The sequence below is a fragment of the Paenibacillus massiliensis subsp. panacisoli DSM 21345 genome, from assembly GCF_000426545.1.
Taxonomy (GTDB): Bacteria; Bacillota; Bacilli; order Paenibacillales; family Paenibacillaceae; genus Paenibacillus; species Paenibacillus panacisoli.
This window is the reverse complement of sequence record NZ_AUFO01000033.1, coordinates 24,581-45,671: the sequence shown is the minus strand read 5'-3', so window position 1 is coordinate 45,671 and position 21,091 is coordinate 24,581. Positions and strand designations below refer to the sequence as shown.

Sequence of the window (21,091 nt, the reverse complement as noted above, 5' to 3'; positions counted from 1 at the left end):
ATTCCACTTTGCAGAAAAGCTTTATAGTACAATGAGAAGATGAATGCATGCTGTAATGCATGCCGTTAGGTAACGTCCTGCAATGCAAATGAGTATATTTGTATGTACTGTGCCTTGGACGTGGGAAGGGAGGAAGCCGGATGAGATTAAGCTCTAATAAATACATAAATCTATTGGGACTCATCCTTATTGTTGTGTTCTTGAATATACTTTTGTTCATTCCTGGCTGGATTGATCTCGGAGCTAGAACAAGCGCACTCGGAATTGCTTTTACGATCACATGGATACTTGCCAATATTTTGGTGCTGCTATATGCCAGCTATATGACTTTTTTCAAGCCACCCGCAGTATTGCCTGTCAAGAACATCGAGAAGCATGAGGATTATCTTCAGGCACTGGGCTACTACAAGGGCATCAAGGTGCTGGAGGAGGATGTCACACTCGTCATCTCACAGCTAGAGCGGATGAAGAAGAAGCGGGAGGCTTTCCTGAATGTACTGAATCACCGCTTCGATCCGGGAGAAATGAGCTTCAAGAAGTTTGCTTCGGTCTCCCAGGAGGTCGAGAAGCTGTTATATCTGAACGTAAGAAGCATTCTCAATCGCCTTCACGTGTTCGACAAGGCTGAATATGGCAATATGCTCACGAGCAAACCCAAAGGCCTTACCCCCGAAATGATGCAAAAGAAGAACAAGGTCTACAACGATTATCTAACCTATCTCAAAACCTCCCTGAATACCAATGAAGAAATCCTGCTCAAGCTTGATCAGCTTATGCTCGAAATCTCACGCCTGGATAGCTTCGAGGAGGGGGATATCGAACAGATGCCTTGCATGAAGGAAATTGATCTATTAATCAAGCAGACCAAATTGTACAGAGATTAAGGAGGGTTACGCATGACCAAGCGCAGCAAGTTCTTCCTCGTATCCGGTCTATTACTGGTATTGGTGTTCGGACTGGTGTACACGGGGCTATCATTCTTCAACAGCTTGAGTGGAAAATCAGGTGCGCAGCTCAATATGGAGCAGGCCTCGCGCAAGCTGAACAAAATGTACACCAGCATTGCTCCGACTACCGCAGAGCCCATCAAGGGACAGATTGATCTGGACCCGGTGAATCTGGCAGATTCCTTACCGGATATCTCCAAGTTCGAAGTGACCGTTGAGAATACCACGCCGCAGTATGTTGAGATCTTCTCCTCGACCGAGAAATCCGGCACAGGTGTAGATGGCTGGCTTGTTGGCGTAGCCAATGATTTCAACAAGTCCAAGATTATGGTGAACGGGAAGCCTGTATCCGTAAAAATTCGCAATATCGCATCAGGAACAGCAACCGATTACATTAAGTCAGGCAAGTATATCCCTGGTGGATTCACGCCTTCAAGTGAGCTGTGGGGGGAGATGGTCAAGGCCAGCAATGTCAAAACCGAGCTGATTAGCAAGCGTCTAGTAGGTAATGTTCCTGGCATTGTCATCTCCAAAAATAAATATGACAGTCTGAAAAGTACATATGGTGAGGTCAATGTACAGACCGTTATTGAAGCCATCAACAAAAACGAGCTGGCTATGGGCTATACAGACCCGTTCGCGAGCTCGACGGGACTTAATTTTCTCATTACAGCCCTGAAGTCCTTCGATGGAGCCAATCCGCTCGGACCGGAGGCCGTGAAGCGCTTTGAGCAGTTCCAGGCCAATGTACCCTTCACAGCTTCGACTACGCTGCAGATGCGAGGAGCCGCTCAGTCGGGACGTCTGGATGCTTTTGTGCTGGAGTACCAGACCTTCGTAAATACACCCGAACTACAGGGTGGGTACGTGTTCACCCCCTTCGGCGTTCGGCATGACAGCCCGCTCTATGCTTTGGGAGAACTGCCACAGCAGAAGCTTGATATTCTTCGCCGATTCAGCGAATTCGTGAAGCAGGAGAAGTATCAGACCTCCGCTCAGAAATCAGGATTCAACGGGAAGTCTGATTATGCTTCTCCTTCCGATCAGGTGGATGGCGGTACGCTACTGGCAGCCCAGAAGGTATGGAAGGAGAAGAAGAACAGCGCACGGCCGATTGCGGCAGTATTTGTGACAGACGTCTCCGGGAGTATGAACGGGGAGCCTTTGAACAAGCTGAAGAAGTCGCTCATTCAAGGACAGAAGAATTTGGGTGCGGACAACAGCATTGGCCTCGTCTCCTATTCGAGTGCTGTTACGATCCAATTACCGCTGGCCAAATATGACACGAACCAGCAGTCTATGTTCGCAGGCTCAGTGGAAAGCCTCTCCGCAGGAGGCGGGACAGCAACCTTCGACGGCGTTGTCGTCGGCTTGAAAATGCTGGAGGACTATATGGCCGTTAATCCGAATGTCAAGCCGCTGCTCTTCGTGCTCAGTGATGGGGAGACGAATGAAGGTCACTCCTTGAAGGAGATTAGGGAGCTGATTGAGGCTTACAAGGTCCCAATCTATACGATTGGCTACAATGCAGATCTTGATGCCTTGGAGAGCATCTCCAGTATCAATGAGGCTGCAAGCATTAACGCAGATACTGACGACGTTGTCTACAAGATCAGCAATCTATTCAACGTGCAGATGTAGATAGAAGTGAGCTCATACGTGATAAGGGGGAATTAATATGTCATCATTTTCTATGGAAATCCCAAGTGAACAAGAGATTCAAGCGGTGATTGAAGAAGAGACGAAGCCTGTCCCGGCTGAGGTAGCTGAGCTTCAGGCCGTAGCCAATTCCAATGTAGAGATGATCATGACACTGGATATGGATTCGCTCGATAAGCGCCGGGAGATTATGAAATCCATCGACAGCTTTGGTCTCAATACCATGAGATCCTCCTCGGAGAAAAATGCACTGCTTCAGGTCTCTGTCGGCCATCTCTCCAAGACGGGAGATGAGGGAGGACAGGTGGCGAAGGACTTGGCTGAGCTGCATATCCAGCTCAAGGATCTGGACCCGAGTATCGTTGATTTTGCCAAAAAAGGGCTGCTTGGCAAGCTGTTCAATCCGCTGCGGGCGTATTTCCTGAAGTTCGAACGGGCCGACTCGGTGATCGGGGATATTGTGAACTCGCTGAACAAGGGCCGAGCCACACTGAAAAATGACAATACGACCCTGGAGATCGAGCAGCATAATCTGCGTGAGCTGACGAAGAAATTACACAAGGAAATACAGCTGGGCATGCTGATGGATGAATCCATTGCTACGCAGGTGGAGGCGGCTAAGCTGCGCGATGAGGACCCGGAGAAGATCCGCTTCATCACCGAGGAAGTATTATTCCCTCTCCGGCAGCGCGTGATGGATCTGCAGCAGATGCTGGTCGTGAACCAGCAGGGGATTATGGCTATTGAAGTGGTCATTCGCAATAACAAAGAGCTGATTCGTGGTGTCGATCGCGCCAAGAACGTTACCGTATCCGCCTTGAAGATTGCTGTCACAGTAGCAAGTGCTCTCTACAATCAGAAGATTGTGCTTAAGAAAATTGAGCTGTTGAACCAGACGACCAATGATCTGATTGCCGGCACCTCACGACTGCTCAAGAATCAGGGAGCGGATATTCAGAAGCAGGCACTGGAGACCAGTATTTCCGTAGATACGATGAAGCAGTCGTTCAGTGATGTGCTTGATGCGCTGGATTCGATCAGTGCCTACAAGCAAGAAGCACTGCCACGCATGCGCCAGACCATTGATCAGTTCCGTGAGCTGGCAGACACGGGTGAGCAGCAGATTAGACGACTGGAGAAGGGGCAGAAGCTAGGACTGTAGTGTACGGGAACAGAAGAGGCTGTCCCAAAGGCCATGAAATGGCTGCTTGGGTCAGCCTTGTTTTTACGTAGGAAATACATAGGCTTTTTGGGTGGACGCTCCGTGAACGGACCGTTGTTACAATCGCTGTTGTCCCCAGATTTTAATTATTCTCCTAAGCGGTGAAAATCCGGGGACAAAGGCGACCGCTGCCGCTTTTCCACAATCCGTCCGTCCTCTCCACTGTTTAAGCGGGAAACCAGTCCTCCATCTTTTAAAACCACAAAAAAAGAAACATCACTTTTGGTAAATGGAAGTGCGACCAACCATTTCAAAGGAGAGGTTTCTTTGTACATTCCACCCCTTCCGTTCCCAGCGGATGAAGAGCGTTCCCGAATGCGTATTTACCGCCGTGTTTCAGTTTCTGGCTGACGAAAAATACGTTTCCTTGGAACAGTACTTTGTGGACGAAACCGAAATCAAGCCTAGCTTTTGAGAAGACAGAGGGCCTGTCTCCGCGAGTATACTTATGAGACAGCCTCTTTATCTAGAAGATCATGATGGATAAGCTTGCTGTTCATCAGCTAATCAAGCTTAATCCCAAGACAACGAGTTGAACCATGCTTGACAGGGCTCTCCGCTTGCAGCGGCTCGGCACTATACACACATTTAATCTGGTCAAGGTACTAGGATGGCTCATGCATCCGCGATCGGAACATACCCGCTTAGCCAGTTCAGCTCGCTATCCAGCATGAAGCGCACATGCCAGCCCTTCTCATTCTTTGGCCATGTACGGAATTGATTCACATTGTCGAATAGCTGCTCTACATGCTCTGGGGATTTGGTTTTCAGGACAGCGTCCATTTGCTCAATCAGTCCCTCTGGCTTATCGATTGCTTCGCCCAGCACCGTCATGAACCATTTATGATAAGGGTACACCACTTCATTATGGGCCAATATCAATCTTCCTGCGAACAGCACGAACTGCGGGATGGCGTATTCCATCAGGTAGGTCTCATTACGCTTGGCCCCTTCATAATACAGCCACTTCCAGCCTTCGAATTGAGCATAGAATTTCTCGATCATCTCTTCCTTGCGTGCCTTCGGGTATTGGGAGGCTGCTGCAACCAGCTCCTCCAATCCGTCTACCTCACTATAGGTCACGATGGCGTCACGATACGCGAAGCGTGCGGGCTCACTGCCGGATTCTGCGACCTGGCGGATGTAAGAGATGGATGTGTACTTACCATCTACATATCCCCCTTCATAAGGAGTAGCTTCCTTCTCGTAATAGCTGACATCCCCACTGTCGAGTCGAGCACGGAAATCCTCGTCTGACACGACGAGCATCAGGTCAATATCGGAGTCCTCCTTGGCATAGCCATGGGCTACCGAGCCCCCAACAATAATTCCAAGCACGTCCTCTCGTGTCTTGAGCTTGTTTGTAATGACTGTAATGGCTTCCTGATGATGCAGATACATCGGTAATACACCCCTCTAATATTCATATAATTAGTCGCAATACTCCATGTGTTATGGATGAATGTGGCTAAATTTATGTCGAAATTGTAGCGCTTACACTAAATGGAGCCAGCGATGAAAGGAACGCGAAGCCTTGAACCGTATGTCGTTGACGAATACCTTGACCGAATCAAATATGAGTGAGATATCCAGAGCATTCAACCTGAGATCAGATTCGATCAAGGTACGAGCCACTACTTGAAAGTCTATATGATTGTAATTGCTATAGCTTGTTCAGATGTACCTTCCGCATTGGAGTGAGCCTCTTGATTGTATTATTTTCGCCGATGGCTAGCTGTGCGGGAAGCTACATACTGCTCGGCTTTGACGATGTGATCGGCAGTGGCCTCATCGGTAATCAGCATGTTAATATAGCGCCCCTTCAGGGCTGCCACGATGCAGTCAATCTTGTGCAAGCCGAAGGCCATGCCTACGACAGTCTTCGTCTGCTTCAGTTGCTCAAGCCCAAGCCCGATGACTTTTTCGTTAATGGGATGCTCACTAATCTCACCGCTACGGGTGATGAAGCGTGAGTTAATGTCGGCAACGACATCCATCGCTTGTAGCTCCACCAGCACCTGCTCATTCAGATAGCCGGATCTCTCCATCGTGGACATGGAGTAGGGATTGCCGATCCCGACCAGGGCCAGATCGATATGCTCTCCTTCTTGAAGTACCGATGCGATGTTAGGTAGCTGAACGATCTGCTCCTTCAATTGCTCCGTCTCGACTACCGCAGGGGCATAAAGCGTATCACAGGTAACACCGAGTCTCTTGGATAGCTCATAGGCGATCTGATTGGAATGCATCTCATTGCGTGCGCTACCCGTACCGCCGACCAGCGGGATGAATTTGACGTTCTCTTTCTTCTCCAGCGGGAATTCTCTGACCATATAGTAAAGCGTATTGCCCCATGAGACGCCTACCCTGTCACCGTTGCGAATCAGCTTCAGTACGAATTGGGCGGCGGCCTTGCCGACTGCGCTGGACACCAGCTCCTTGTTCAGGTCCTTCGTCGGGACGACCAGCACTTGCTGTAGACCAAAGAGCTGCTCCATATCCTTTTCCAGCTTGGATACTTCATGATCGTCATCATGAATGACAATCTCGACAATTCCTTCATCTCGCGCTCGCTGCAGCATTTTAGAGATGACGGGTCTGGATACCCCAAATTGTGCAGCAATCTTCTCTTGCGTCCATGCTTCGTAATAGTAGAGCTTGCATACCTTCACCATGTTCTTGCGTTCTTCTATATTCACATATAGTCCGCCTTTTAAAAATTATTCAACTTCCTGATTTATTTCTCAAGTACAACCCCCACTATAAATTGGCTGTCGACAGCGAGTCAAGCTGCCCTCCATTTACCAGCTGACGTTTACGTAAAATTGACAAACGCATGACACAACAATAACAGAGGGTAATTACAATTGTAATCGTTCGGAACAAATGTAAAAGACGAGAACAGATGTCGCGAACAAAATAACAGATGCAATCAGCACACAGGCTTCTCAGTTTCGCCATAGTAGTTGATCGACATATCTTCTATTGGGAGTAGGAGCCATGTAAGGGGAGCAGAAGCAAGAGGTGACAACATGAAGGTGAAGATATTGGGCTATTGGGGCGGATACCCCTCTGCTGGAGGAGCTACTGCCGGATATTTGGTTACAACGGATGAAGGGCACATTCTGCTGGATTGCGGGAGTGGTGTCATGAGCAAGCTTCCTGCCGAAGTGAAGGTAGAGGATTTATCTGGCGTTATTTTATCGCACCTCCACCATGATCATATGGCAGACCTCGGAGTGCTGCAGTATGCGGCGGCTGGCGCTATACGCAATGCCCGGATGCAGCATCAACTGAAGCTCTTTGCACCGAGTGAGCCTGTAAGCATGCACCAGAGTCTCTACGGGGAGCATACGGAGGTGCATGCCATTGATCCGTTCGTGAAGATCAGGCTGGCTGGCGCGGAGATTGAATTCGTCCCGGTGGAGCACACCATTATGTGCTACGCCATCCGCATTACCTATGGTGGCAAGGTGCTGGTCTATTCCGGCGATACCTCGTACTGTGATTCATTGATTGAGCTGGCGCGGGACGCGGATATTTTCCTGTGCGAGGCGACGATCTGTGAGGGTAGTGTACATACCTCGGGGCAAGGACACATGAATGCGTTACAGGCAGGCACGATCGCAGGTATGGCTAATGTCAAGCAGCTTGTGCTTGTTCATCTGCCGAGTGATGGTAACCTGGAGCTCATGCGTCAGGAAGCAAGGCGGGTATTCCAGGGTCCTGTTGATATCCCGGAGCCACTGCGGCTGTACACGATCTAACGAGGAGGAAGGAGACACAGGATGTACAAGTTGTTGGCACTGGATATGGACGGCACACTGCTGAATCCTGACAAAATGATTACACCACACACGATGGCTGCCATACGTAGACTCATGCAGGAGGATGTGCTCGTCACCATCGCCTCTGGGCGCTTCCCGGCCTCGGTATGGCTGCATGCGAGAGAGGTAGGCATGAACTTTCCGCTGGTTGCTCTCAATGGTGCAGTAACACTGGACGCCACAACGGGGGAGTTATTGGAGGGAGCACCTCTCTTGTATGAGCAGGTGCTGTCCTTACTGGAGCGGATTGAGGAAGCTGGCGCTTATGTGCACTTCTATGGCTACAATGTGCTGTATGTTCGCGAATTAAATGATATGAATCGGCGCTGGCCGCTGAATAATGTGGTCGTTCGGCCCCACCGTGAGCTGAATGAAGCCAATTACCGTGATCAGACGATGCTGATTCAGGTAGAGGATGTTGGCGGGGATTTTCGCTCGTTCGTGCAGGATCGTCATCCGGTATTCTACAAGGCTGCAGTCATCTGCCCGGATCATGCCAGTCGTGAACAGCTCTATGAGGAGCTGGAGCGTCAAGGCTCTTACGAGCTATCTCGAACCGGGACTCTGCGCTTTGATGTCAACGCCGCGGGAGTCACGAAGCGAGGGGCTCTGGAGAGATTGTGTGCTCAGTATGATATTAGGCGAGAGCTCGTTGCTGCAGCCGGGGATTATGACAATGATCTGGACATGCTGCAATGGGCAGGACTTGGCATCGCGATGGGGAATGCTGAGCTGCATGTGAAGGAACGGGCTGCAGTTGTTACTGGGACGAACCGTGAAGACGGAGTTGCACAAGCCATTCATGGCTATCTGCTGCACTCCGGGTTAACTGCTGCCTCAGAGAGCTGAGGGAGATTACATGGAAGAAATCTGGAGACAACAGTGGCCGGAGGACCACATGTTCACCGCAGTTGCACGGACCCGAACTCTCAACATCTTCAGTTCAATCTATATAGTAGAAGCTATACACACCAAAGGAGAGATTATTTGTGATTCCATTCAAAAAAACAGCAATTCTTCCGCTGCTTGCAGGTATGTTGATCTTTAGCGGCTGCGCTTCTCAAGGACCGACCGCTTCTCAGCCAAGTGACAGCGGCAATGGTGCTGCTAACGAAATCTCTGGCAATCTGTCATTCTACACCTCTCAGCCTGAGGAGGATGCCGGCAAGCTGGCAGATGCCTTCAATGCACAATACCCTAACGTGAAAGTGAATATCTTCCGCTCTGGAACGGAGGAGGTTACGGCCAAGCTTCAGGCTGAGCGCCAAGCTGGCAAGATTCAGGCAGACGTCTTGCTGCTTGCGGATTCGGTTACTTTTGAGAGCCTCAAGAAGGATGACCTGTTGTTGTCCTATAAGTCCCCTGAGCTGAGCGAGATTCCAGCAGCACTGGTAGACCCGGACGGCATGTATGCTGGAACGAAGGTCATGGCGACCGTACTGGCTACCAACACCCAGAAGGTAACGACTGCACCGGATTCGTGGCAGGCTTTGGTCGCTGCCGATAGCAAGGATGCCAGCATCATGCCAAGCCCGCTGTACTCGGGAGCTGCCGCTTACAACATCGGGGTATTCAGTCGTACTGATGGCTACGGATGGGACTTCCTGCAGCAGCTGAAGGATAACGGTATGTCCGTCATTAAAGGTAATGGGGCCGTCATGAAGGCTGTCGCCAGTGGCGAGAAGTCCTATGGACTTGTAGTAGATTATATGGTTGCCCGTGAGAAGTCCAAGGGTTCCCCTGTAGAGCTGACCTATCCTAAAGAAGGCGTGCCAGTGATTACAGAGCCAATCGGTATTATGAAGGATGCAGCCAACGTACCTGCCGCTCAGGCATTTGTAGACTTCGTATTGTCTGAAGAAGGACAGAAGCTGTCTGCTGAGATTGGGTACGCTCCGATTCGCAAAGGTGTAGCACCTCCAGAGGGGCTGAGAAGCATTGAAGAGATGACGATGCTGTCTGCAGATCTGGTACAGCTGACTGATGAGCGTGAGGCAGACAAGCAGCAGTTCATCAAGGTATTTGGAGAGTAAGCATGGAGCAAATGGAGCCGGTATGGACAGACAGAACACAATCTGGTGAGCGATCACTGACAATCTCCAGAAAAGGGCGCACGCCCTTTTCTGTGCTATTGGCGTTATTTAGCAACAAACGAATACTTACGCTGCTGGGAGCCATCGCAGTATTGATCTTGTTCGTGTACCCGATTTTGAAGCTGATTCTGCTGAGCTTTCAGGGAGAGCAGGGCTGGACGCTGGCTCATTATATGAACTTGTTACAGCAGGACCGATTCTGGACGACGATGCGCAATACAGCTGTAATCGTGCTGGGCTCCACGGTATTATCCGTGGTGCTGGGAGCCGCATTTGCATGGATCGTAGCTTATACGGATATTCGGCATAAGGGACCGCTGCATATGGCGATCCTGCTGTGTTTTATTTTGCCATCGTATGTGTTGACTCTGTCCTGGTCCTCCTTCATGGGGCCCCAAGGCTGGATAGCCAAGCTGCTGCAAGGGATTCATTCTGATCTTGCGCCGTGGAGCATGTACAGCATGGGCGGGATTATTTTCGTGATGGGCATCCATCATTTTCCTTTGGTGTATCTGTTCACGGTAGATGTCTTCCGTAAGATTCCGCGCGATCTGGAGTGGGCCGCAAGAGCAGGCGGAGCAACCAGACTGAATACGCTGCGCCGAATTACCCTGCCACTGGCCTTGCCAGGATTGACTGCAGGCGGATTGCTGGTGTTTCTGGCCTCACTCGACAATTTTGGTATCCCCGCTTTTCTGGGGAGCCCGGTCAATATTTCGGTCCTGAGCACTTTGATCTATGAAGAGATTATTGGTTTTGGCCCGACAGCTTTTGCGCGGGGAGCTTCGCTGTCTGTACTGCTGGGTCTGGCAGCGGTGCTGGGGAGTCTGCTGCAATGGCTGCTATTGCGCAAGAGCCATGCGTCAGACACCATCCAGCCAGATCTTACGCCACGCTATACGCTGGGCAGAATGAGCAAGCCGTTATCCTTCATATTGTGGGGCTTCCTGCTATTCATTACCGTAGTGCCGCTATCGTCGATGATCTCTATGTCGCTCAAGAGAGCCTACGGTCTGGGTCTGACGGCGGAGAACTTCACTCTGGATAATTATCGATACATTTTACTGGAGAATCAGCGGGTCTGGCAGGCGATTCAGAATAGCCTCGTGCTGTCTGCCGTGACGATGGTGGTATGTCTTGTGATTGGCTGCGCCTTTGCCTATATGCGGGTTCGTAGACCGACTGCCTTCAATAAGGCTGCTGAGCTGGCAATGGCTGTTCCTTATACACTACCGGGCATCGTGTTTGCACTGTCCATGATTCTGGTGTGGATGGAGCCTATTCCTGGCTGGAACCCCGGTATTTACGGCTCAATGACCATCTTGTTCATTGCTTATATTTGCCGCTTCCTGATCCTGCAGGTTCGCTCAGGAGTCACTTCGTTCCTGCAGCTGGATGTGTCTATGGAGGAGGCTGCCCGCATCTCGGGAGCGGGAGCATGGCGCAAGTGGACGGCTATTCTGCTACCGCTACTATTGCCAGGCATTCTCACGGGAGGGATGCTGGTGTTCCTGACGGCACTGACCGAGCTGACGGTATCGGCACTGCTATATTCGTCTGGTTCGCAGACGATTGGCGTTACGATCTTCGGCTTCGAGCAGGCGGGAGATACGCTCTATTCGACGGCATTGTCCAGTCTCATCGTGGCCCTGATTGCGATAGGTGGAGCATGCATGCTGCTGGCTCAGCGCTGGGCGGCGCGTCGAGGCTACAAAGCGTGAACAGGTATAAGGTAGGAATGCTAAGGTAGAATGCAAAAGTAGGTATGCAAAGATGTGCGTACAAGATGCTATACAAGAACGGCATAGCAAGGATAGAGGTCAGCAAATACAGGGCCGTGAAGCTAAATTTACAGAGCTATTATCTGGAGCTAAGTATAGGAGACTAAATGTACAGAGTTAACTATAGAGGACTAAATGTACAGAGTTAAGTATAGAAGACTGGATATGTAGGGCTGGATACCGGAGCTAAGTATATATAGGTAAGGAAATAAGACGGGAGTGGTGGCATGAGCATCGAGATCAGGCAGGTGAGCAAAGCATTTGGCTCCTTTCAGGCCTTGCATAGTATCAACTTAACGATTGAGAAAGGGGAGTTCGTAGCGATATTGGGGCCCTCGGGCTGTGGTAAAACGACGCTGCTGCGTATTCTCGCTGGCTTCGAGCAGCCGAGCAGTGGCGAGGTACACATGGACGGACGTATGGTTGCAGGAGTAGATCGGTTGCTTCCCCCGGAAAAACGCCGAATCGGCATGGTATTTCAATCCTTCGCCCTCTGGCCGCATATGAATGTGACAGAGCATATTCGTTTTCCTATCCGTACCCGTAAGGACACACCTGCACATATTCGCGGCCAAGAGGAGCAGCGCATTCGACAGGTGCTGGAATTGACCGGATTATCGCACCTGGCAGAGCGAGTGCCACATGAGCTGTCTGGCGGACAGAAGCAGCGGGTAGCGATTGCACGGGCCTTGGCTTCGGAGCCATCCTTGCTGCTAATGGATGAACCTTTAAGCAGTCTGGATGCGATGCTCCGAATGGATATGCGTCGTGAGATTCAGCAGGTGCACCGTAGTACTGGATCGGCGATCGTCTATGTCACCCATGATCAGGGAGAAGCCTTGGCGATGGCAGATCGGATTGTCGTGATGAAGGATGGTCGGATCGAGCAGGCGGGGACTCCGCAGGATATTTATTTACGCCCCGAGACTGAATTTGTCGCCAGATTCGTGTCCAAATCCAATCTGATCGAAGGTCGCTGGAGTGGCAACAGCTTCATCCCGCAAGGAAGCTCTAATACGGCATGGGATGGGACAGAGGTCGCTGGATACTTCAAGCAGCACGACCTGTACCCGGTGCGTCCCGATCAATTCCTGCTGCGCGCAGGCGGTGAGGACGGAATCCCAGGTGAGATCGTCAATGTACAGTTCCAGGGCAAGGAATTCCATTATGATATTCGCTGTGATGAGCATCAATGGGAGGTCATTTCGCCACTGGCTTTCCGGCTTCATGACAGAGTGAGTCTGAGCCTGGCTAATAGTTCTGTGCTGCTGGGAGTGTGAGCGCAGTGGGGAAAAGAGCAGATAAACTCATTTTATTCGATATTGACGGTACATTGCTGGACCACAATCACCAAGTCCCCTCCACGGCGAAGACAGCTGTAGCAGCATTACAGGCTGCTGGCCATACCGTCGCGCTGGCTACCGGACGATCCCCGTTCATGCTGGAGCAGCTCAGATTGGAGCTAGGTCTTAGCTCTTATGTAGGCTTCAATGGGCAATATGTCGTGCATGAGGGAGAAGTAATCTACACGAATCCACATGCTACAGAGCTGCTTCGTGAACTGGCGACATTCGCTGCTGGGCGCAATCATCCACTCGTTCATCTGGATGCGGAGCGGATGAGCTGTAGTCAGCCGTATCATCCATATGTGGAGCAGTGCATGAGCTCGCTGCGGGTGGAGCATCCTGCATGTGATCCGTTATTTTATGAAGGAAGAGCAATCTACCAGACGATGCTATTCTGCACGCAGGAGCAGGAGGAGGTTTATCGTAGCCGCTTCAATAAGCTGCATTTTGTCCGCTGGCATAGCTATTCTATGGATGTGCTTCCAGCAGAGGGCTCCAAGGCCGCCGGTATCGAAAGACTGATGGCCAAGACAGGCTTCCGTCCTGAGGATACAATTGCCTTCGGTGATAACTACAACGATATGGAGATGTTCAGCTACGTTGGCTGCGGGATCGCCATGGGGAATGCGCCGGAGTCTGTCAAGAGCCTGGCAGCACATGTGACAGCCGAGGCCCATCAGGATGGGATCTGGCGTGGGCTGCAATGGGCGGGGTTGATTTAAATAGGCAACACTTAGAAATCATAAAATTGATGTGATAAAACGTATGAAACTCACTTCGACTGGTGAAGCGCGCGAAACAAAAAACCACCCGCTATGCGGGTGGAGGGATTGAGGGTTTGAGGGTTTGACCACCATGACCATTCCAATAAAATTGAGATGTTCAGGCTCAAAAGAGAGGAATGGTCATCAATGGCAACCAAGAGCTACAGCCTAGCTCACACAAAGTGGATGTGCAAATACCATATTGTGTTCACCCCGAAGTATAGACGGAAAGAAGTCTATAATCAAGTGAGAAGAGATTTAATCGAAATCTTCAAACGTTTGTGTAAGTACAAAGGAGTAGAGATTATAGAGGGTCACATGATGCCCGATCATGTCCACAATCATGCCTGACCATGCATCGTTTGCTTCCACTGACTGCGGCTGGTTCATGAATGTAAAACCATACGAAATCATTACGGTAGGCATTCCTAGTAATAAGCTACTGAAGAAAAAGGACGGGGCTGAGTAGCAGCCTACGCAATAAAGACGCCTCAGATTCCAGGCATGCGCTGGGTGAAGAGGCGTCTTTGGCATTAAGTGTGGGACAATGCTTACGAGTCTATTGAGCCACGGCACTAAGCTGGCTCTTGAAGTCATGACCAGGGAGAAGCAGCCGGATGCCTCTGAGCTTGGAGACTAGCGATTCTTTAAACTTTCCAGATCAGCCTCAAGCTTTAACTGGCGACGATTCAGAATATCTATACTGTGTCCGTGCGTAGTCAGTTCGGAGGATACCTTTCGTTCAAAGCTGTGCAATGAAGATTTATTTTGCTTCGATAGGTCCAAAGTTTCCAGCACAGCTTGCTTGATGGCGGGTATATCCTTGGTGTGGTTTTTGATCTCAGAGATATCAGTTTCCAGGCTATCCAAGCGTGTGTCTATACGGTCGAAACGTGAATCCACACCGTCCAGTCGTGAATCCATACCATCGAAACGTGAATCCATACCATCCAATCGTGAATCTATACCATCGAAGCGTGAGTCCATACCATCAAGTCGTGAATCTATACCATCCAAGCGCGAGTCCATACTGTCCACTCTGATGTTTAAGGTTTTCAGTTGCTCTAAAATTTGGGTTAAAATCTGTTCGCTCAAGTATTCCAACCACCTTTTGTAGAATGATAAGTTTTCAATAAAATGTAGAGAGAACTGTTCATCTTGCTGTAGAAGCAATTATCGCTAATAACAGCATTAAAATCAATGTGAAAATCTGCTGTCTGGGACTTGCTTTCGGCCCGGTCATTCGGATATAGGTGATGTAATTAAGCGTATTACTTTATAGCAATAACACAATGAATGTAATGTCTTATGATTTTTACTGATGCTGCTGGGAAATGTTTGGTCCGAAGAAGAAATGTGGCTATACTGTGTATTCTAAATGCCACCGTATTAGATCAATCATTAAACTAAAATGAGCGAAAAGGCCCGGAAACTGTATTGCCAAAATGGGTGTGCTAAGTCTGAGTATACTTATCCATTGTATCATGGTTTATATCACAGCTAGTATCGCAGCTAGCAGCATAGCGACACAATGCAGAAAGACGCTCTCGTTACCAATGCCCCTCTATACGAGCGGGGGCGTGGACTTGAAAGCGTCTTTTGCAGGTGTATATCCAGCAACCGAAAGAGAAGCTCCTCTCTCGTTGCTGTTTTGGTCGTGGGAATAGAACTAACGTTCCATTCCCATCGTAAAGCCCTGTGACTCCAGTGGCTCTGTATCAAGCCATTCGGAGATGATCTGGGCCAGCGCATGCTGCTCATGCGACACAGTGACGGCATCCGCTAGGAGTTGCAGTGCTGGTGCTGCATTCCCGGTGGCGATGCCGAGATCCGCTGTCTGCAGCAGTTCAGCGTCGTTCATTTGGTCGCCGATAGCGATCAGATGCTTGTGCTGCCAGTCCATCAGCGTTGCCAATCGAACCAGTGCCGTTCCCTTGGAGCAGCCTTCGGGCAGTAATTCCAAATAATTCGTCTCAGAGAATACAACCGTGCAGCCAGGCATCCGCTCACTCAGTTGCTGCTTCAACCAACGTGCGGCTGCTGGCGTCTGTGCTACCGCCAGCAATTTGACTGCTTCCTGAGCGGCCTCCTGCCATTGGGCAAGACTAGTGGGGATGCTCTGCAAGCTGTCCTTGCGATCATGCTGCACGATCAACTCATTGCGGCATGGAGTCAGCATCTGATCGCCTGTGCACAGCAGCAGCCCAAGCTGGTTGTCTTGCACCTGCAGCTCGTACAACCAGGCACTTAGCTCTGGCTGCAGAGACAGCCGCTTCGTACGCAGCACGGTATTGCGGTTCGGACAATACAACTGGGCACCGTTGCATACGATCAGTGGCTGCTCAAGCCCAAGCTCGCGCGCATACGGCAGCGCCGACTGCCAAGGACGGCCAGTAGCGATCACGAACAGGCCACCAGCCTGCCGGAAGCGGGTAATCGCTGCCGCATTCGTTGTGCTAATTTGCTGCCTGCTATCTAACAGGGTTCCGTCCAGATCGCTAATAATGACGGTGTGTGCCGCCTTCATTGTTACGCTCAGTCCAGCCTGTGCATGAGCTCCCATCCTCATACACTCTGGCGCAGCAGATCTGCCTGCAGCAGCTGCTTGATGTCATCTGCCGCCCGTACCTTGATCGGCAGGCATGGCGAGATGACTACCGAATAGTCGCCTTCCTTGATGCAACGCTTCAGATCGGCGATGGTGTCGCAGGCGCGTCCAAGTGTATTGACAATACTGCCTACCTGCAGGGGATGGTGCGTATCGCTTCCACCTACCAGCGGCAATGCTGCCTGAGCAGCATATTCTCTCATCTGCGAATGCATGGCTTCCACTCCATAGGTGCGCAGGTCCTTGGCATTGAGATCGACCGCATCCAACTGGCTCAGCTGTTGCTGACTTAAGAGCTGCAGCGAATTGCTGGAACGGAAGGGGTGGGCACCGATAATCAGCATTTCATGCTCCGAGCACATCGTCATAAGACGATCAAAGGTAATAAAAGAGTCGTCAGTCATGTGCCCTGTCAATTTTGCGTGTATCGACCGAATGGATTCCCGCGGGCCTATCACGAGAATATGTCCGCCCTCTGCCACATCGACCTCCATGCCAGGAAATACCTTAAAGCCATCGACGTCATAATAATGATTGCGGTAAGGATAGCTTCGGTCTAGCTCATCATAGATATCGTTAAAGCGGAGCGTGTTGAAATGCTCAGTCATCGTGATGGCCTGCAGCCCTTCCTGTCTGGCCTCGGAGATCATGGCTTGAAAATATTCGGGGGAGAATGAGACCTTTTTAGATAATTTAACATGGATATGGAAATCGATCTTCATCATTGTATAGCTCCTTGTTGTATGAGTTTGGCTACATGTAATAGCTCATTATATTACTTAATAATAATTTACAAAACGTTTACAATGTAAAATTATTTTCACTATGTGCGCTGTTGCAGTATAATAAGAACACCACTTTGCCGGAGGTATTCGGCATGCCAAAAGGAGACAGCACTTGTGAATCAACACTTCGATTGGGATCTGGACAAGCTGTCCAAAAATCAGAAGAAAATTGCCAATTTTATCGAAAAGAACACGAACCGTATCGCTTATTTAACCGAACAGGAGATGGCGGATCAGGTCCGTGTCAGCATCGCCTCGATCTCCCGCTTTTGGCGAGTGATCGGCTACAAGAACTTCAAGGAATTCAAGCAGATGCTGGCCGATAATCCCGACATTACGCCTGCATACAAAATCCAGAACCTGATTAACAAGGTGGATGGAGAAGACCTGCCCGGTCAAATGCTGAAGCTGGGCGTCCAGTATCTCACCGAAACGGCAGATGCGCTCTCCCGCCCCGACTTCCACAGGGCAATCGCCGCCTTGCGCGAAGCGCAGCGCATCTATGTGTACGCGCCTGGCCCTTCGCAAGGTCTTGGCGAGCTGCTCTCCTTCCGACTGAAGCGCTATGGGATGCATATCATCAACATGGGGATGGGCGGACACGAAATGTACGAATCGCTGATGCATTTGCAGCCTGCGGACGTAGTCGTTGTATTCGGATTCTCCAACATCCTTCCTGAGACCAAAGCCATTATGCAGATCGGCAAGCAGGTGGGTTACAAAACCGTATTTATTACCGATTTCATGGTATCAGACATGCTCAACGAAGCGGATATTGTCCTGTACACCTATCGCGGCAAGCTGAGCGATTTCCACTCCATGGTGGCCCCGACGGTGCTGGTGGAAAGCTTGATTGTCGGCGTAGGACAAGCTGAGAAGGAGAACATCATCCCCAAGCTCAACTATCTAAATCAATTGCGTAAGCAGTACGCTTCGCTTATTCCGAAATAGCTGTGGTGCTCGTCAACCCGTCTTTGTTCTGGGCAGAGCCTGAAGCAGGGGGCGGCTCGATCAGGGAGGGGGCTGCTGCATATGCAGGAGTACCATGCTTTGGTGTGACATCGGACAGGGGCTTAGGTGTGGATTCACCTGCCGAAGGCTCCGGTGATAGCAGCTCACCGCTCTGATTGTCATAGGCCAGCACCTTCTGCCGATCAATATGCACCCATACCGTGGAATCGAGCGGATATTCACTCTCGCCAATCTCCTTGACAAGCAACTGCGTATCCCCGCTTTGTAGCTGAATGAGCGTTTCCGAGCCTGCTGGCAGCACAGAATAGACCTGAAATGGTGTGGCATCCTTGACCGGCTCACGGGAAATGACTAGATCCTCAGGCCGCAGTGCCAATGTAATCTCTCCTAAGCCTTCGGGGATTAGACCATCCAGCCACAGTTGTCCAAGCGGAGATTCGATACAGGCGTAGCCCTCAGCATCTGTAGCCTTCGCATACCTTGCGGATAAGAAATTGATCTTGGGATTGCCGATGAAATCGGCGATGCGCAGATGCTGCGGACGACGATACAGGTTGCGCGGCGTATCCACCTGCAGCAATCTCCCTTCGAAGAACACGGCTACTTTGGTTGACAATGTGAGTGCCTCCGCTTGATCATGCGTGACATAAATAACGGTAGTATTCAGCTCGCGGTGCAGTCGCTTCAATTCTGAGCGCATTTCTACTCTGAGCTTGGCGTCCAGATTGGACAGCGGCTCATCCAGCAGCAGAATGCGCGGCTCCGTCACGATGGCCCGGGCAATTGCCACCCGCTGCTGCTGTCCGCCTGATAGCTCAGATGGATAGCGATCCTTATAGGGGAGGATGTGCAGCTTTTCGAGCGTAGCCTCCACCTTTTGGCGAATCTCCGCCTTGGGCATTTTCTTCATTACGAGACCAAATGCAACATTATCCATGACAGTCATGTGAGGCCAGAGCGCATAGTTTTGAAAGACAAGATTAAGCCCGCGCTTGGCGGGAGGGACGAACTCCAGCTTGTCTCCATCCGCGACCGTGGCACCGCCAATCCGAACCACTCCCCGCTCCGGATTCTCTAGTCCGGCGATGACGCGAAGGGTCGTTGTTTTACCGCAACCCGACGGTCCGAGGAAGGTCATGAAGTCTCCTTCCTCCACCACAAGATCAATATCCTTCAAGATGGGCTGGCCTGCAAAATGCTTATTAATTTGCTTTAGCTCAATCAAATTCATCGTTATCCTCCAATTCCTTTGGTGAGGTCCGCTTTGCCGAATTTGCTCGCCAAAAAGTACATAATTAAAATGATGATTACAATAATGATCATGATGGCATTGGCATATTGTTGAAAGCCTTGCTCAGCGTATTTGTAGATCAGCGTAGTGAGCGTACCCGTCTGCGGCGTTACCAGCAAAATAATGAGATCAAGCTCCTTCATCACGCTGATGAACAGTAGCATGAAGCTGCCGAATAATCCTTTGCGGCACAAGGGCAGCAATATTTTGGTGAACCGCTTGAACCAGCTGGCTCCCTGCATCTGGGCCGCTTCCTCCAGTTCCCCGCCGATCTGGTACATCGTGCTGGCACCCGACCGTGTTGCGAACGGCAATTCATTGACGATCGAGATGAGGATGATGAGAGTCATCGTCCCGTACAGCGCGGGCAGCAGTAACGTAGGCTGGGCGAACATGGACAGATAGATGGCTGATAGCGCAATACCAGGGATCAGATAAGGCAGGAACGATACTTGCTCGATCAGCTTAGCGGATAGCGAATTGCGTCGCTTGGCGATAATGTAGCCGAACAACAGACCGATTACGCTTGCGACGCCAGCTGCTACGAGCGCAATGTGCAGGGAATTACGTAGCGCCTGAACGATACCATCATTGACCAGCACGCCCACCTCTCCCGATGCAATCCGTGGGTTCGATTCACCTGTCCAGAAGTGGAGGGTAAAGTTGCTCCAGCTAAAATCACCGTCTGCCAGCATGAAGGACTGCAAGACCAGAACCAGCATGGGCAATATGGCGATGATGAACATAAAGCACATTACCAGCATGGCAACCGGTATTCTCCAGCGTCCCAAGTCAAACAGGAATTTGCGCGAATCCTTGCCGCCTACAGTGGCATAGCTTTTGCGGCGACCGATCATTTTTTGATTCATATAAATGGTAGACGCACACACCAACAGCAAAATCAGGCTCAGAATGTATGATTCCGAAACCATCCGGTTCTGCATGCTCCCGTGCAGCATCGTGGAGATTGTGTAATATTTGATCGGCAGTCCCAAAAATGCTGGAACACCGAAGGAACCAAGCGCCTTGGAGAAGGTCAGAATAAAGGCCGACAGAATGGCTGGCATGACCAGAGGAAAGGTGATCTTGCGCAGTACCGTCATGCGGCTGGCCCCAAGCAGACTTGCCGTTTCCTCCAGACTGCTGTTGATTGACGAGAGTGTGACCGAAATGAGCAAAAAGAAAAACGAAAAATAATTAAGGCTTAGACAGATGACAATCGGCAAAAAACCGTAAGAAACCCAGTCAGGTGGGCTGACACCTAGCAGCATTTGAACGATTCCCTGGCTTCCGCCAATGCGATCATTCTTGAAGATTGAAATCCAGGCAAAGGACGTAATCCAGGATGGAAGCATATACGGAATGATCGCCAGGAATACGAGCGTCTTCTTGAAGGGTAGATTGGTCTTGGTAGTCAGCCAAGCGAGCACGCCGCCAATTACCATAGACAGCAAGGATACCCATACGCTGATGTTTATCGAGTTCAGTAACGGCTTGTATAACAGAGACTGACTGATATCGCTGCTGAGCACCCGCATCCAATGGTACAGAGTGAATGCTCCCGGAACGGCTTCACTGACACGGCGGGCATCGTTAGCTGTCCACTGCAGGCTGTGCAGCACGATTTCCCACAGGGGCAATACCACCGTATAGGCGAGAAAGACGAGCGACAAGCCCGTAATGAGATACAACGGGCTTGTCACATAACTCTTTACACGATTAAACAGGCGCTGCATGCGAAGAAAAGAACGAGGGGACTGAGCCCCTCTATTGGATACTGACACCTTTTACACCAT

The 21,091-nt window shown here is 50.5% G+C and carries 19 protein-coding genes and 1 pseudogene; 12 read left to right on the top strand and 8 right to left on the bottom strand.

The features are described 5' to 3' along the window. The first annotated feature begins 140 nt into the window (after positions 1-140). The 3 genes from K331_RS0120600 to K331_RS0120590 are packed head-to-tail and all read left to right on the top strand — an operon-like array spanning position 141 to position 3,768. A complete protein-coding gene (locus tag K331_RS0120600; protein ID WP_025679438.1) occupies positions 141-884 on the top strand; it encodes a hypothetical protein in 744 nt (247 codons plus the stop codon). 12 nt (positions 885-896) lie between these two features. After that, positions 897-2,588 (top strand): vWA domain-containing protein, encoded by a 1,692-nt coding sequence (locus tag K331_RS0120595; protein WP_028591755.1) that lies wholly within the window; start codon positions 897-899, stop codon positions 2,586-2,588. Positions 2,589-2,625: 37 nt separating this feature from the next. Beyond that, positions 2,626-3,768: a toxic anion resistance protein gene (locus tag K331_RS0120590; RefSeq protein ID WP_018885200.1), complete on the top strand. Its 1,143-nt coding sequence runs from the start codon at positions 2,626-2,628 to the stop codon at positions 3,766-3,768. Positions 3,769-3,914: 146 nt separating this feature from the next. Here K331_RS0120590 and K331_RS31995 read toward each other — a convergent pair whose 3' ends face one another. From K331_RS31995 to K331_RS30055, 3 genes are all read right to left on the bottom strand, one after another. Continuing rightward, the gene (locus K331_RS31995) at positions 3,915-4,103 is read right to left on the bottom strand and encodes a hypothetical protein (RefSeq protein WP_156897691.1); all 189 of its coding nucleotides are present in this window, start codon (positions 4,101-4,103) and stop codon (positions 3,915-3,917) included. A gap of 340 nt (positions 4,104-4,443) precedes the next feature. After that, a complete protein-coding gene (locus tag K331_RS0120585; protein WP_028591754.1) occupies positions 4,444-5,229 on the bottom strand; it encodes a nucleotidyltransferase domain-containing protein in 786 nt (261 codons plus the stop codon). Between the two features lie 314 nt (positions 5,230-5,543). Continuing rightward, positions 5,544-6,527, bottom strand: a complete 984-nt coding sequence (locus K331_RS30055; RefSeq protein WP_226383653.1) for a sugar-binding transcriptional regulator — start codon at positions 6,525-6,527, stop codon at positions 5,544-5,546. A gap of 333 nt (positions 6,528-6,860) precedes the next feature. On the opposite strand from K331_RS30055, the gene K331_RS0120575 reads away from it, so the two are divergent. The 8 genes and pseudogenes from K331_RS0120575 to K331_RS31990 all read left to right on the top strand — a co-directional run bounded on the left by K331_RS0120575 (position 6,861) and on the right by K331_RS31990 (position 14,108). After that, positions 6,861-7,595, top strand: a complete 735-nt coding sequence (locus K331_RS0120575) for an MBL fold metallo-hydrolase (protein WP_028591753.1) — start codon at positions 6,861-6,863, stop codon at positions 7,593-7,595. 21 nt (positions 7,596-7,616) lie between these two features. Next, a complete protein-coding gene (locus K331_RS0120570) occupies positions 7,617-8,504 on the top strand; it encodes an HAD family hydrolase (RefSeq protein WP_028591752.1) in 888 nt (295 codons plus the stop codon). Positions 8,505-8,689: 185 nt separating this feature from the next. Continuing rightward, positions 8,690-9,688, top strand: coding sequence for an ABC transporter substrate-binding protein (locus tag K331_RS0120565; RefSeq protein ID WP_051289951.1), 999 nt, complete (start codon positions 8,690-8,692; stop codon positions 9,686-9,688). 2 nt (positions 9,689-9,690) lie between these two features. Then, on the top strand, positions 9,691-11,469 hold the full coding sequence (locus tag K331_RS0120560) for an ABC transporter permease (RefSeq protein WP_084165528.1): 1,779 nt from the start codon (positions 9,691-9,693) through the stop codon (positions 11,467-11,469). Positions 11,470-11,756: 287 nt separating this feature from the next. Then, positions 11,757-12,809, top strand: coding sequence for an ABC transporter ATP-binding protein (locus K331_RS0120555; RefSeq protein WP_028591749.1), 1,053 nt, complete (start codon positions 11,757-11,759; stop codon positions 12,807-12,809). Positions 12,810-12,814: 5 nt separating this feature from the next. Beyond that, on the top strand, positions 12,815-13,597 hold the full coding sequence (locus K331_RS0120550; protein WP_028591748.1) for a Cof-type HAD-IIB family hydrolase: 783 nt from the start codon (positions 12,815-12,817) through the stop codon (positions 13,595-13,597). 189 nt (positions 13,598-13,786) lie between these two features. Beyond that, positions 13,787-13,978, top strand: a pseudogene (gene tnpA, locus K331_RS31660) (IS200/IS605 family transposase); the annotation flags it as partial. Beyond that, positions 13,971-14,108 (top strand): hypothetical protein, encoded by a 138-nt coding sequence (locus K331_RS31990; protein WP_156897690.1) that lies wholly within the window; start codon positions 13,971-13,973, stop codon positions 14,106-14,108. The pseudogene tnpA and the gene K331_RS31990, both read left to right, overlap by 8 nt. A 167-nt stretch (positions 14,109-14,275) precedes the next feature. Here K331_RS31990 and K331_RS31110 read toward each other — a convergent pair whose 3' ends face one another. The 3 genes from K331_RS31110 to K331_RS0120525 form a co-directional block, all read right to left on the bottom strand. Continuing rightward, positions 14,276-14,734 (bottom strand): hypothetical protein, encoded by a 459-nt coding sequence (locus K331_RS31110; protein ID WP_051289944.1) that lies wholly within the window; start codon positions 14,732-14,734, stop codon positions 14,276-14,278. A 574-nt stretch (positions 14,735-15,308) separates the two neighbouring features. After that, positions 15,309-16,202, bottom strand: coding sequence for a Cof-type HAD-IIB family hydrolase (locus K331_RS0120530; RefSeq protein ID WP_028591747.1), 894 nt, complete (start codon positions 16,200-16,202; stop codon positions 15,309-15,311). Positions 16,203-16,204: 2 nt separating this feature from the next. Further along, positions 16,205-16,972 carry a PHP domain-containing protein gene (locus K331_RS0120525; protein WP_226383652.1) on the bottom strand — a complete coding sequence of 256 codons (768 nt, stop codon included), beginning with the start codon at positions 16,970-16,972 and terminating at the stop codon, positions 16,205-16,207. 174 nt (positions 16,973-17,146) lie between these two features. On the opposite strand from K331_RS0120525, the gene K331_RS0120520 reads away from it, so the two are divergent. Beyond that, positions 17,147-17,983 carry a MurR/RpiR family transcriptional regulator gene (locus tag K331_RS0120520; RefSeq protein WP_028591745.1) on the top strand — a complete coding sequence of 279 codons (837 nt, stop codon included), beginning with the start codon at positions 17,147-17,149 and terminating at the stop codon, positions 17,981-17,983. Here K331_RS0120520 and K331_RS30045 read toward each other — a convergent pair. Together K331_RS30045 and K331_RS0120510 are read right to left on the bottom strand one after the other, a co-directional pair. Continuing rightward, complete coding sequence (locus K331_RS30045) at positions 17,970-19,235, bottom strand: ABC transporter ATP-binding protein (RefSeq protein WP_084165525.1); 1,266 nt, start codon at positions 19,233-19,235, stop codon at positions 17,970-17,972. The two genes, K331_RS0120520 and K331_RS30045, sit on opposite strands and share 14 nt — an antisense overlap. A 2-nt stretch (positions 19,236-19,237) precedes the next feature. Then, positions 19,238-21,079, bottom strand: a complete 1,842-nt coding sequence (locus tag K331_RS0120510; protein WP_028591744.1) for an ABC transporter permease — start codon at positions 21,077-21,079, stop codon at positions 19,238-19,240. Positions 21,080-21,091 lie beyond the last annotated feature (12 nt).